Origin of the sequence: Bacillus piscicola, from assembly GCF_022458745.1 — a bacterium.
GTDB classification, from domain to species: Bacteria; Bacillota; Bacilli; order Bacillales; family Marinococcaceae; genus Alteribacillus_A; species Alteribacillus_A piscicola.
On record NZ_JAJJJF010000001.1, the window covers coordinates 342,574 to 355,865 of the forward strand.

Genomic DNA, 13,292 nt, shown 5'->3' on the forward strand with positions numbered 1-13,292 from the left:
CCTTTTGTGAATGCAAGCCGCTTGTTTTATTCGTCAATCGATTCGTCTAAGTAGTCTTTATATAAGCTGAAATTGTTGTCTCCGTACTTACCGAGGAATTCAGAAGTCGGTTCAAAAGCTTTCGTGAGCGCTTTTCTTTCCCCCTCTTCATCTCCCATTGCTGCAAAAACTTCGCTCATTCGATAAAAATGAGTAGGATCGCTCGTTTCCAGTGTCGTAAGTTTCTCGTACCTGGCTAAGCTCTTTTCATAATCTCCTACTGCATAGTAAGCCTGAGCTAACGCAAGTAAAAGATCTAAACTCGGTTGTTCCCCTTGTTCTTTTAAATGCTCTTCGAAATCGAATAAGAGGTGTGCTCCTCTTTTCACATCCACTTTGGAATCGATAAGCATATTGGCGTAGCGGATTGTTTTTTCTTCATCCTCGGGATCAAGCTCATACTGCTTTTGCATAAGCTTCACTGCATCTTCTACTAACGCCTCGGAAGGATCTTTGGTTCGCTGCACATGGGCCGCCAGTGCTTCTAAATACCGTTCTGAAAATGCAGCGGCCTCTTCTTCTTCCTCCGCTTGCAGCTCACGAAGATAAATGATGATTTCGTTAAAACGCCCTCTCTTTATCTCATCCTTCATGATGCTGTTGACGTTGCTTGTGGACAGTTCTTCCAGCCGAAAGCGCTCAGCAAGCTCCTGCAGCGTCTCCAGATCGTATGTAAAATTCTCGTCATGATAAGCATATTTGTCCGTATTGATCGCTTCTTCTTTTGCTACGTACCGATTCATGCCAAACGTCGAACAGCCGGAAATGATGACTAACAAAAAAAGCACTCCTGCTGTTACTATAGCTCGTTTCATCCCACTCATCCCTCATTTTTCCATATCACTTACTATTTACGTATTTTAAACGAAAATCACAGGAAAGGAAAGATGAAGGAATTTCATAATTCCACTGGATCAATACTAGAATCAATTTCATAATTCGAATTCAGTGATTAAAACACGGACAATTTAGATATAGCATAGATCGGTTGATTTCCACTGCAGGCGGACGCTTTCACCCCGAGGGCACAAGTGCGACATCAGTTCGAGACTGCGCTTACACTTGCTCTCACTGTGTCTTCTTAGCCGCAGCAACGCCTCAGCCCTCCTCGACCTGCAAGCAGGTCTGTGGGGGTCTTCGGACTGTTGCTTTCGACGAACACGACGTTCTAGTGTCGGCGTTGGTCACAGGACGTGACCGCTTTTAGCCGACGCCCGTCGGAGTCGCCGCCTTCCGTTACAATCAACAGGTTGGTATTCGTATTGTATAAGTTGTTACAAAGACATTCGTATTTATGACCTCCATTAGTCATTTATGAAATTAATTCAGATTATTAAACGATCGGAGAAGGAATTAAATTGCTCTGCAACATGTTTGTAATCGCATTGTAATCTTACATAATATGAATGACCTATTTTTTAACATATCTTCCAAAAAAGCTAGTTTCAAAGACTTTCGCGTGGTATTCTATCAAAAGAAGGAAAAGGTTGGAGGATATTGCCTGTCTTTGTAGATTTTGCACTAAATTTACGTTCTTGTACTTATATATCCATGGGCAGTAGATCCGCTGCTTTTCTAAATAAGACATTCCCTAAAAACATAAAGGGACATCAAGAGAGAGGAGGAACTTGTCTTTGGTAAACAAGAAAATTTCATATGTACTGCTTGCACTGACTGTTGTACTTTCTGTATTCCCGTTTTTCGGCGTTCAAAACGCAGAAGCGAGCGACAGGTTCTCAGACGTGGCTAATAGCCACTGGGCTTCAAAGGAGATCGATTATGTTGCGGAAAAAGGGATCGCTACCGGGGATGACACAGGGAGGTTTAGACCAGATGAATCACTGACTCGTGCGCAGGCGTCTGTCATGATGACGCATGCCCTTGGTGAAGACAGTCTAGACCGCTCACAGCCGACGTTCTCCGATGTGGATCGGGGTTACTGGGCATATACCCGTATTGAAAAAGCAGCAGAGATGGGTATCTTTAAAGGGAAAAATGGCAAATTCTTTCCTGGTGACAGCATTGAAAAAGCACAAGTAGCAGCGATTGTGGCCCGCGCATTTTTTGGACAAGAATCGGAGAACTTCACAGGAGATGTAACATTTAGTGATATTTCCAATTCCTTTTGGGCAAAAGGCTACATAGCAACGTTAGTAGACAACGACATAATTGAGGACGGTGGCCGTTTCCAGCCAAATGAACCAGCCACTCGGGCTGAATTATCCGCGTATGTAGCGCGTGCGCTGAATGAAAGCCTGCGTATAAATGGAAATGGCGGAGGAAGTGACACACCAGATAATGGTGATTCTTCCGGATCGGTAGATAAACCGGCAGACGATGAGATTTTATATGAAGGAGTCGTGAAGGCGAGCACCCCATTGAATGTTAGAAAAGGGCCGGGAATGGATCACCAGGTGATTGATTCTCTTACAAGCGGCACGAAAGTAAACGTGTACGCTATCGAAGGAGAATGGCTCAAAATTTCAGTGGATGACAAAACGGGTTACGTCTACCAGAGTTATGTTAAAAAAGTAGATGAAGTCCACTCTGATAAAGATGACAACACCAAACCGGCATCACCGATTGCGCAGGCAAAAGTAACAGCTTCCACACTTTTGGTTCGTTCCGGACCGGGTACGAACCATGAGAAAGTTGGCAGCTTAAGCCGGGGTGAACTTGTAGACATTTATGAACGGACAAGCGGAAGCTGGGTGCTCATCAAATATAAAGGCGATTGGGCTTATACACACAGTGGTTATTTAAATGAGAACTTTGGATCTGGATCTCTTAAAGGGAAAACCATCGTAGTAGATGCAGGTCACGGCGGGCATGATCCGGGAGCTTCTGGACACGGACTTGTCGAAAAGACAGTTAACTTAAACGTCGCCCTCCGTGTAGGGAAGCTCTTGAGGGATGCTGGTGTTGATGTAGTCATGACAAGAGACGACGACACCTTTGTAACACTGCGTGGAAGGGTGGCAATTGCGGAGAGAGCAAAAGCCGATTCCTTCGTCAGCATCCACTCTAATTCCTTTTTACCTAGCGCAGAAGGTGCGGAATCTTTCTATCACAGCCGCCATCGCGCTAAAGAAAGTAAGGAACTTGCAACAGCTATCCAAAAAAGGCTCGTGAAAGCGACTGGTATGAAGCATCGCCGAGTAGCAGAAGGCAACTTCCACGTGATTCGTGAGACTTCCATGCCAAGCACGCTCATCGAACTTGGTTTTGTCACAAACAAGGGAGATGCGGAACGTATGAAGCAGCCGGGATATTATGATAAAGCAGCACGTGCGATATTTAATGGAATTCAAGATTATTACGAAGGATAATCGTTAACCTTTCGCCTCACCTGGGCATAAACAAACCAGGTGAGGTTTTTTTCGCAAAGTAAACAAGTTTTATGATAAAATAAGGAAAGTTTTGTATATAAACTTGTTTGGAATCATCTGAAGAAAGGAATAGATAGATATATAGGTGACAAAAGAATATACAGACGGGGGTCAGGACCATGATGAAAAAAATTCGTTTTCCGATCATAATGATTCTATTATTCTCTCTCATTCCTTTATCAGTCCAAGGGGAAGCGCTTTTTAAAGATGTGAAAGACTCCTACTGGGCAGCAGAGGAGATTCAGTTCATCACGCAACAAAACATTGCCTCGGGGTATGACGATCAAACATTCCGGCCGAATGACGAGGTAACGCGTGGTCAAACTGCCAAAATGCTGTCTTTAGCACTTGATCTTAACACAGCCAACGTAACGAACCCGAACTTTAATGACGTGACGCGTAATTATCCTTTTTATCCATACATCGCAGCTGTGGCAGCTGAAGGGATTATGAACGGAGACGGTGAGACGTTTCGGCCAGGTGAGGAATTAAGCCGTGCAGAAATGGCGGCAGTATTGTCAAGGGCCTTTCATTTTAAAGGAGACAGTGATGTGTCCTTCTCTGATGTGTCAGAGGGCTATTGGGCGTATCCTGCCATCCGCCGCCTCGTTGAGAACGGTATCACAAGCGGGTACAGCGATGGGAGATTTGGTCCTGGAGACAGTACCACCCGTGCTCACTTTTCTGTATTTCTTGCCCGCTGTTTAAATAATGATTTTCGTGTCAAAGAAGTAAATACCCCGCCGTCCGGTGTAGATAGTGAAGAAAAGGCTTGGGATGTACGCGGAATAGAAATTGATGACTCCGTAGAAAAAGTAACAGACAGTCTTGGTAAACCTAACGCAGTAGAAGATAGCCGTTATGGGTTTAAGTGGCATATTTATCACGATCATTTCGATAATTACGTGCAGTATGGTATTGAAGATGGAAAAGTAGCAGCAATCTATTCAAACCAGGACACGTGGAGAGGAGAAAGTGGCATCCGGCTTGATAAGACGAAGCAAGACGTGAAACGTGTTTACGGAGAACCGCTTCCGTCTATCCAAAAAGGCGGTGCTTCTTTTTCTACCGAAACGGATAGCGCCGGCACCTATCAATTAGGTGATCAGTACACGACCTTCTTCTACGATCAACACCGCGATAATCGTGTTACAGCCGTCCTGTTTATTAAAAGCACGGTAGAGGAACAGTTTCGTCAGTTTTATGCAAAACCGACGAAATCCTTGAAAGAAAGCTACGAACGTCAAGTGTTCTATTTAACAAATGCTCAAAGAAAACGTTACGGCAAAAAAACATTGAAATGGGATGAACTCGTAGCAGGCACAGCCCGGTCCCACAGTGCTGATATGGCCGGAAACCATTATTTTGAGCATACGAATTTAAATGGAAAAGATCCATTTGACCGCATGGCTCGGGACGGGGTCAAATTTTACAATGCAGCTGAAAATATAGCTTACGGACAGGTAAGCCCCATTTACGCACATCAAAGTTGGATGAATTCAAAAAGTCACCGCCAGGCACTTTTGGGAGACTATACCAGGATCGGTGTAGGGGTCGCCTTTAATGAATTTAGGAAACAACCGTATTACACACAAAACTTCTACACACCGAGATGAACAAAAACCGCTGACTCGGAATGAGGCAGCGGTTTTTATGCGGCAAATATGCTGTAAAAAGAGGTCCCGATCCTTTGTACTTCCTAGTCTGAGTAATTTTTCGTAAAAAGAAATCGAAACTAGTCGCCTGCTCGGAACGAGTGTATAATAGGAGGTATGGTTTTTTGCTCTCATTTGCCATAACATATCAAAAGAATACGATGAAAAGGTTAGGTAGACATACATATGAAAGTAGGAATCATTGGAAATTACGGGCACAACAACAATGGAGATGAAGCGATATTAGCCGGGTTACTGCACCAATTAACGACAAAGGGAGAAATAAAAAAAGAAAACATCGTCGTTTTTAGCAATAACCCCTCCAACACGACTGCAAAACATGGAATCGCTGCTGTACCACTGCTTTATAAAGAAGGCAGTGTCTTGAAATCTGGGTTGAAAACCATTGTGAACAGCCGTAAAGTAATGAAACAGCTTGACCTTCTGCTCATTGGCGGCGGTGGGCTGCTCATGGACATGTATAAACGGGACGCTCCGTTATACAGTGTTCTCGGCTTAACAGGGAAGTACAGCGGCTGCGAGGTAGCGGTGCATGGGGTCGGGGCCGGCCCCATCACCACAACAACAGGGAAATTTTTTATTAAAAAACTGATCCATGCGTCCACGTCCGTTACCGTTCGTGACGATAAGTCCAAACAGCTGTTGAAAGAGATTGGTGTCCAAAAGCAAGTAGGAGTGATTTACGATCCGGCTTTTTCTGTACCGGCTTTCGAGCGTCACCAGTACTCGAGTGAAATCAGAAAAGTAGGTATCACCGCTGTACCGTATTTCAGCCAGCATTATTGGCCGGTTGCGGATGAAGAAAAATATGAAGCCTACATCAGCGGAATGGCTGCTTCCCTGGACAAGCTTATCGTGCAAAAAGGAATTCACGTAACGTTCTTCTCTACTAAGTATCCAGAAGATGTCCAGGTGACAAAGGACATAGCAAAGTTGATGGAGCATCGCGACGGGGTAGACATAGTGGAGGAAAATCTTTCTCCCCAGGAAATTGTCGAGACTGCCGCTGCTCAAGATCTCGTGATCGGAACGCGACTGCATTCCCTCATTTTATCTGTAAACGCAGGTACGCCGGTAATTGGGATTGAATACCACAAAAAAGTAAAAGACTTCATGAGTGAAATAAAAAAAGAAGCATATTCGGTAGCAATTGACAAACTGACAGCTGAAAACGCCGGGATAGTCGCTGCTTTTGAAAAAGCTGCCCAAAACTGGCAGCACCTGCAAAATGAAACAGAAGCCGACTCCGAACACCTAAGAGAAAAAGCCACAGAAGGACTGAAGTGGCTCCAACTCGTATAAAAATATATTTGACTCATTTGTCAATGCGTTTAAAGAAGAAAAAATACTAAATAAATCAATTTCATAAGTTGTTTGACTAAAAAAGACGAACAATCATATGAGCATTCCGTTTAGATATTCGTCTGAAATTGCGTATACTACCTGTTGATTGTAACGGAAGGCGGCGACTCCAGCGGGCGTCGGCTAAAATAGTGGAACTTCTGCTAAAACCGTGCACGTCCTGTACACAACGCAGAAGCCAGCACGTCGTGTGCAAGTACGTCCTGCGCCTGCGGTTACTCGGCGCAAAAATAGCAAAGATGTTACTCATTGTAGTGTTCTTGTGACCAACGCCGACACTAGAACATCGTGTTCGTCGTAGCACGAGTCTTGAGACCCCGCAGGTAGCGGAATTAGGGGTCAAAGGCTAAATACGCCACGTCCTGTGGCAACGCCTTTGTGACCAACATCGTGTTGACCTGAGGAGGGCTCAAGCCATGCCCGCAGAAAGCGTCCGCCTGCAGTGGAAATCAATCGTCCAATCCTCTATATATTTGTTCGGATTTATATAGTTAAATGTAAGAGCTTTTTAAATAAACTTCAGAATGAAATGGTGTGACGGGTATATGTGGGACCGGTATTTGCCGCGCGAACGAGCGAATCATTTTCTTTTATTGGCAACCGTTCTATTAGTAGTGTGGAGTTCATTTGAACTGTTATTTACGCGAATTTGGAATAATTGGCTACCCATTGTTCCGACTTTGCTCGGTTATGCAGGAGAAGGACTCTTGCTGTTAATGGCAGCCATCGTAATTTTTCATCCGGAGATTGGCCGGAAACATTTAATAGAGCGGTGGAAAAATCCACTCAATAAAAGCTTAGCGATATTCTTTGTTTTTGTCCTTTTTAGTTTGTTCGTAAACAATGTCCCGTTTGCACAAGGGATTTTCGGTGTGCGGGCTTTGTTTCAGTTTTTAATTTTATTTTTTATTTTGCTTGCCCTGGATATTCCATCGCGATGGGTACAGCGCCTCTTCTATATTATAATCGGTCTCGGTGTCATGCAGGCAATAATTGGGATTTTTCAAATCGTGCTGCGGATTCCGCTTCCCCTGCGAAATACCGAGGAACGCCGCAGTATTGCGATTGGAGAAGAGATCCGGGCCTTTGGCTTAATGGACTCCAGTAATACACTTGGCGGCTATTTAGTTGCCGTCTTATTGCTGCTTGTGACCTACGTATTCGTATATCGAAAGCAGATAAGCAAGAAACAAATGCTACTATTCAGCTTCATCGGTTTGATTTTACTTACGGGACTTGGTTTAACTTTCTCCCGCCAAGCTTTTCTCGCGTTAATTGGCTGTTTTGGCTTAATTGGATTGATCTTTCGCAAAAATAAAGCCTTTCGCGTGATGCTTTATGGGGCAATTGGATTAGGAGTTGTCTTTGTCGTTGGATACGCTTTAGCACTCATGTTTCTTGAAGGATTTGCCCAGCGAAATCTTTACACGCTTGATCTTTCCAAAAACTATCGTTATCTCATTGTGCTAAGTGGATTAACTGTATTTACCTTCAGTCCTGTTTTCGGAGTTGGACCCGGAATGTTCGGAAGTAATGCGGCTTTTGTTTTCAATTCAAAGTTTCACCAGTTCATGCATGAAGATTTACCGACTACGATGAAAACGGTTGACAATAACGCTCTCTATGTATTGGTGGAATACGGCATAATAGGCGTTTTACTGCTTGCGGTTATTTTCGTGGCGATCTTAAAAACAGTAGGAAAAATGACCTCGTCCCTTAAAGAAGAACATCGCTGGCTTGCTCTATTTATCATTACGTTTACGGTCGCCTGGCTGTTGATGGGAACGCTGTCCACCGCTTGGGAAAATCACCAGATCGCCTTGTTCTTTTGGCTGTTTCTAGGGATTGCCGTCAATAGATATAAAGAGAAAGAGACGGAGGGATAACCATGCGTATTCTTGTGATCAGTAATATGTTCCCGACAAAAGAAGTTCCGGCTTTCGGTATTTTCGTAAAAAATCAAGTCGATGCTTTAGCTAAACATGGACACGATGTACAAGTGGCAGCAATTAAAAATGCGAAAATGGGAAAAGTAAACGTGCTTAAAAAGTATTCGATGTGGATGCTTGGAGCGTTGCGCCGGCTTCTGCAGAAAAAGAGCCCGTATGATATCGTCCATGCCCATTATGCGTTCCCCTCCGGCCTTATTGCCCGCTGGTTCAAAAAGCGATTTGGCATTCCTTACGTCGTGACCTGTCACGGTGGAGATCTGAACAAAATGGCGAAAAAAGGAGCATTTTTCCGTAAGCAAACGACTCGAATTCTGGAAGATGCCGCTCATGTCATTGTGGTCGGACACGATCTCGAAAAACAAGTCATTCATGACTACCATATCCCGCCGGAAAAGGTGTCTGTTATTAGTATGGGAGTCGATCGGAGTGTCTTTTATGAACGCAGTAAAACAGAAACACGAGAGCACTTGACTCTCTCTCCTGACTCCAAACACCTTTTGTTTGTCGGTAACCTTATTAAGGAAAAAGGGATTGGAGATTTAATTGAAGCGTTTGTGCGTTTACAGAAGGACGTGCCAGAAGCTGTTCTTCATGTCGTCGGCCAGCCGAAACAGGAAGGTTATTATAACGAGCTACGACAACGAGTCCATGATTTACAGGCGGAAGACGCTGTCCATTTTCACGGGGCTAAACCGCAGAAAGAAGTGGCCGAGTGGATGAGTGCAGTTGACGTATTCGTTCTGCCGTCTCATATCGAAGGATTTGGCCTAGTAGCAGTGGAAGCGATGGCATGCGGAACACCGGTTGTCGGGACGGATACAGGCGGCTTGTCACACTTACTGAAAAATGATGCCGGGGTACTGGCGGAGCCGCAGTCACCGCCATCTCTTGCTCAGGCACTGAAACACGTGTTGGAAGATGAGCGACTGTATGGGCGGCTTATTCAGAACGGCCGCAAGCAAGCAGAACTGCATGACTCCGAGTCTACTACGAAAAAAGTTATCCGCATTTATGAGGAAGCACAACAGAGGAATGGTGAACGACAGTGAGCCGAAAACGTAAAAAGGTTTTATTTATATCTTCGGTTGGCGGGCATTTAACGCAGCTTATGCAACTGAAGCCACTTTTCGCAAAGTATGATTACTATTTAGTGACGGAGAAAACAGAAATAACGAAGCCGCTTAAGAAGGAACATCCTATCTCGTATCTTGTGTACGGGGCGCGCAACTACCCGCTTAGTTATCTGTTTAAGTTCTCGTATAACTGTTTAAAGTCACTTGGTATCTTTCTGAAAGAACGTCCTAATGTCGTGGTAACCACGGGCGTGCACACGGCTGTGCCGATGTGCTACATCGCAAAGTTATTCCGCCGTAAAGTGGTATTTATCGAAAGTTTTGCAAAGACCTCTTCGCCAACACTCTCGGGACGCCTCGTTTATCCGATCGCTGATTTATTCATAGTTCAGTGGGAGACGATGCTTGAACATTATCCAAAAGCGGTACATGGGGGGTCTATCTATTGATATTTGTCGTACTCGGTACACATGAACTACCATTTACGCGGCTATTAACAGAAGTGGAGCAGTTAATTGAACAAGGTGTGATAAAGGAAGAAGTAGTCGTACAGTCCGGTCACACCACTTTTCATTCGGATAACATGGAACTTATTCCGTTTATGAGTTTTGCAGATATGGACGCGACGTACGATAAAGCTCGGTTAATCATTGCTCACGGCGGCACAGGCTCCATCATTACCGGAGTGAAAAAGATGAAGCCTGTCCTTGCAGTACCGCGACTGGCGGAGTTTAACGAGCATAACGATGATCATCAACTTGAAATCGTAGAACAGTTTCAAGAGGCAGGCCATATTATCGGTGTCAAAACCCCTGAACAGCTGACAGATGCGATAAACGAAGCAGCAGATTTTGAACCCGTGCCTTTTCAAAGCGGGAAAGAAAAAATTCTTAAAATCTTGGAAGACTTTATCGATCAGGCATAGGGCAGGCGGAATGCACCGGAAGGAACGTGTTTGGGAATGAAAGGGAAGTCTTTAATAAAAGTGATAGGGGCCGTCGCGGTCATTAACTTACTCTCACGGCTGATCGGTTTCTTTCGTGAAGTCGTCATTGGCTACCAGTTCGGTACAAGTTATACCGCTGACAGTGTCGTGACTGCCTATACGCTGCCTAATTTTTTTTACATAGTAGTAGGAGGAGCGGTTACGACAGCCTTTATCTCTGTGTACAGTAAACTAGATGATCCACTAGAGCAAAAAGATTATTTAGCGCGGATTTTCGGATGGTTATCGGTAGTATTACTTCTTTTCAGCAGTTTGTTAATCCTTTTTTCCGAACAAGTTATCGCCGTCTTATTTCCCGGATTGAACGCGGAGGAATTTCAATTAACGGCTTCGTTGTTTCAAGTAATGGCGCCGGCCACCCTATTTTTAATCATCTCCATGTGGTTTACCGGCGTGTTAAACGTCAATGACCGCTTTAAATGGACAGCGGTGTCAACGTTACTGCTGAATGGATCATTCCTTGGGATTGCAGTCGTCTTCTATCCATGGTTCGGAGCCTATGCTCATGCGTGGGGGGCCGTTATAAGTGCCGCTCTCATGTGTGTATTTTTAATCTATCTGATTCGCCGAGGCCGTTTTTTCGATTTCCGGTTTCGTTTAGGGCGGAGTCCAGAGACGTGGCGTACATTTAAAATGGCTGTCCCGATTCTATTGGGCGGTGCCACACTCCAACTGTATTTTCTCATTCATCGTGTTTTCGCTTCCTGGCTTGCGGATGGATATATTGCTGCACTCAACTACACGTCGAAGATTGTCCAGCTTCCGCAAAGTGTCTTAATGATGGCAGTGACCACCGTCATTTATCCATTACTTTCTCGGAAAGCAGCCGCGAGCGACGAGGCTGGCATCAGCGCGTTATACACGAAAGGATTACGCCTCATGGCGGTTACGATCTTGCCAGTTGCTGTGTTTGTGTTGGTGTATGCGGAAGATATAATCCGTGTTGTATTCCAGTACGGAAATTTCACCGAGAGTTCTACCAAAATGGTGACACCGTTGCTGCAAATTTTAGTAGTAGGCATGTTTTTTCATGCGGCTAACTTGTATGTGACGCGCTTTTATTATGCGTATGAGCGCTCAATTTATCCGGTGGCAGTCAGCCTTATTTCCGTGTTAGGGGTTAATGTCGGCATTAACTTTCTTTTGATTCAAAAGTTCGGTGCAGCTGGCATTGCCTGGGGAACATCCATCGGTTCTATTTGCAACTTTGGTCTTCTCCTTATTGGAATGCGCTATGTGTTAAAATGGCAAAAGAATTCGTTTGGGAAACTAGGGAAAGACTTGGGAAAAATGGTTGTGCTGCTGCTTTTATTCAGCGCTTTTTTGTTTGGTTGGAGATACGTGATCTCCTTTGGAGGCTCCTACATCGTTTTACTTATGGGAAGTCTTGCAGCTGGTATTCTCTTGCTGCTTTTAATGAAGCTGCTTCGCTTTCAAGAAGCAGATGATGTGTTAGAAATAGTGAAAAAGAAGGTTGTGAAACAAAGATGAAATTAGCCGTTGTAGGGACTGGATATGTCGGTCTCGTGTCCGGTACATGTTTTGCAGAACTGGGAAATGATGTTATTTGTGTAGACAAGCTTGAAGAGAAAGTAGAGCGCTTGAATCGCTGTGACATTCCTATTTATGAACCCGGTCTTGAAGAACTCGTCCGTAAAAATAAGGAAGAAGGCCGTCTTTCGTTTACGACCAATCTTCGTGAAGCAGTGAAGAAGGCTGATCTGATTTTTATCGCAGTCGGTACTCCGGAGACGGAATCAGGAGCTGCAGATATGTCGTTTGTGTATGCCGTAGCGGAAGAAATCGGAAGTGCGGTTGATAATCATTACAAAGTGATTGTGAACAAATCAACCGTCCCGGTCGGAACAGCGGAAGCCGTGGAGGCCATTATAAAAGAACAACAGCCCGCGGCAAAGATTGATGTATGTTCCGTACCTGAGTTTCTTCGTGAGGGTTCAGCGGTGGAAGATACTTTTCATCCGGACCGTGTCATCATCGGAACCACTTCAGAAAACGCAGAAAAAATTCTAAAAGAGCTTCATTTACCATTAACTGATAAAATCGTCAGTACAGACCCACGGAGTGCGGAAATGATTAAGTATGCTTCCAATGCTTTTCTAGCAGCCAAAATATCGTTCGTAAATGAAATGGCTAATATTTGTGATTTGTATGATGCGGATATTAATGCGGTCACGAAAGGGATGGGACTGGATCACCGAATCGGTCCCAAGTTCCTAAACGCAGGGATCGGCTACGGAGGCTCTTGTTTTCCAAAAGACGTCAAGGCATTAAAACACCTCGCAGAAGAGAAAAACTATCGCACCGACCTTCTTCAAGCAGTCATTGATGTGAACGATAAACAGAGCCGGCGAATGGTAGATCATCTTGATAACGTGTATGACGGTGATATTAATGGGTTAACGATCGGGGTATTAGGCTTGGCGTTTAAACCCCACACAGATGACATGCGGGAGGCGCCTTCTTTGAAAATCATCCAAGAACTCGTGGACAGAGGGGCACTCGTACAAGCCTATGATCCGATTGCCACGGAGAATGCGAAGCCGCTCCTTCCAAAAGAAGTGAAACTCGTTGAACGTGCATACGCCGCTTTAGAAGAAGCAGATGCCGTGTTTTTAGTAACGGAGTGGGAAGAATGTAAGGAACTGACACCGCAAGAGTTTAAAGAAGCAATGAAGCGTCCGGTTGTCATTGATGGAAGGAACGTGCTGGACCGGGAAGCATTAAAAGCAGAAGGCATTATTTATCACGGTATTGGCAGGAAATAACGAATCAGC

10 protein-coding genes are annotated in these 13,292 nt (G+C 44.6%); 9 read left to right on the plus strand and 1 reads right to left on the minus strand.

The window, feature by feature from the left end; genetic code table 11:
* Positions 1 to 26 precede the first annotated feature (26 nt).
* A complete protein-coding gene (locus LOR49_RS01605; RefSeq protein ID WP_240374363.1) occupies positions 27 to 854 on the minus strand; it encodes a tetratricopeptide repeat protein in 828 nt (275 codons plus the stop codon).
* A gap of 819 nt (positions 855 to 1,673) precedes the next feature.
* Here LOR49_RS01605 and LOR49_RS01610 point away from each other — a divergent pair.
* From LOR49_RS01610 to LOR49_RS01650, 9 genes are all read left to right on the plus strand, one after another.
* The gene (locus tag LOR49_RS01610) at positions 1,674 to 3,368 is read left to right on the plus strand and encodes an N-acetylmuramoyl-L-alanine amidase (protein ID WP_240374364.1); all 1,695 of its coding nucleotides are present in this window, start codon (positions 1,674 to 1,676) and stop codon (positions 3,366 to 3,368) included.
* A 179-nt stretch (positions 3,369 to 3,547) separates the two neighbouring features.
* On the plus strand, positions 3,548 to 5,044 hold the full coding sequence (locus tag LOR49_RS01615) for an S-layer homology domain-containing protein (protein ID WP_240374365.1): 1,497 nt from the start codon (positions 3,548 to 3,550) through the stop codon (positions 5,042 to 5,044).
* A 225-nt stretch (positions 5,045 to 5,269) separates the two neighbouring features.
* Positions 5,270 to 6,406: a polysaccharide pyruvyl transferase family protein gene (locus LOR49_RS01620; protein WP_240374366.1), complete on the plus strand. Its 1,137-nt coding sequence runs from the start codon at positions 5,270 to 5,272 to the stop codon at positions 6,404 to 6,406.
* 605 nt (positions 6,407 to 7,011) lie between these two features.
* Positions 7,012 to 8,352, plus strand: coding sequence for an O-antigen ligase family protein (locus LOR49_RS01625; RefSeq protein WP_240374367.1), 1,341 nt, complete (start codon positions 7,012 to 7,014; stop codon positions 8,350 to 8,352).
* 2 nt (positions 8,353 to 8,354) lie between these two features.
* Positions 8,355 to 9,467 carry a glycosyltransferase family 4 protein gene (locus LOR49_RS01630; protein WP_240374368.1) on the plus strand — a complete coding sequence of 371 codons (1,113 nt, stop codon included), beginning with the start codon at positions 8,355 to 8,357 and terminating at the stop codon, positions 9,465 to 9,467.
* Complete coding sequence (gene pssD, locus LOR49_RS01635; protein ID WP_240374369.1) at positions 9,464 to 9,940, plus strand: PssD/Cps14F family polysaccharide biosynthesis glycosyltransferase; 477 nt, start codon at positions 9,464 to 9,466, stop codon at positions 9,938 to 9,940. The genes LOR49_RS01630 and pssD overlap by 4 nt, the downstream gene beginning before the upstream one ends.
* Positions 9,937 to 10,416, plus strand: a complete 480-nt coding sequence (gene pssE, locus LOR49_RS01640; RefSeq protein ID WP_240374370.1) for a PssE/Cps14G family polysaccharide biosynthesis glycosyltransferase — start codon at positions 9,937 to 9,939, stop codon at positions 10,414 to 10,416. Before pssD ends, pssE begins: the two co-directional genes overlap by 4 nt.
* A 36-nt stretch (positions 10,417 to 10,452) precedes the next feature.
* On the plus strand, positions 10,453 to 11,988 hold the full coding sequence (gene murJ / locus LOR49_RS01645) for a murein biosynthesis integral membrane protein MurJ (protein WP_240374955.1): 1,536 nt from the start codon (positions 10,453 to 10,455) through the stop codon (positions 11,986 to 11,988).
* On the plus strand, positions 11,985 to 13,283 hold the full coding sequence (locus tag LOR49_RS01650) for a UDP-glucose dehydrogenase family protein (protein ID WP_240374371.1): 1,299 nt from the start codon (positions 11,985 to 11,987) through the stop codon (positions 13,281 to 13,283). Before murJ ends, LOR49_RS01650 begins: the two co-directional genes overlap by 4 nt.
* The last annotated feature ends 9 nt before the right edge of the window (positions 13,284 to 13,292 follow it).

Bases quoted from the DNA above. Each gene is read 5' to 3' on its own strand.
- LOR49_RS01620 (WP_240374366.1), top strand. From the start codon at position 5,270: ATGAAAGTAGGAATCATTGGAAATTACGGGCACAACAACAATGGAGAT.
- LOR49_RS01650 (WP_240374371.1), top strand. From the start codon at position 11,985: ATGAAATTAGCCGTTGTAGGGACTGGATATGTCGGTCTCGTGTCCGGT.
- LOR49_RS01630 (WP_240374368.1), top strand. From the start codon at position 8,355: ATGCGTATTCTTGTGATCAGTAATATGTTCCCGACAAAAGAAGTTCCG.
- LOR49_RS01605 (WP_240374363.1), bottom strand. From the start codon at position 854: ATGAAACGAGCTATAGTAACAGCAGGAGTGCTTTTTTTGTTAGTCATC.
- murJ (WP_240374955.1), top strand. From the start codon at position 10,453: ATGAAAGGGAAGTCTTTAATAAAAGTGATAGGGGCCGTCGCGGTCATT.
- LOR49_RS01615 (WP_240374365.1), top strand. From the start codon at position 3,548: ATGATGAAAAAAATTCGTTTTCCGATCATAATGATTCTATTATTCTCT.
- LOR49_RS01625 (WP_240374367.1), top strand. From the start codon at position 7,012: ATGTGGGACCGGTATTTGCCGCGCGAACGAGCGAATCATTTTCTTTTA.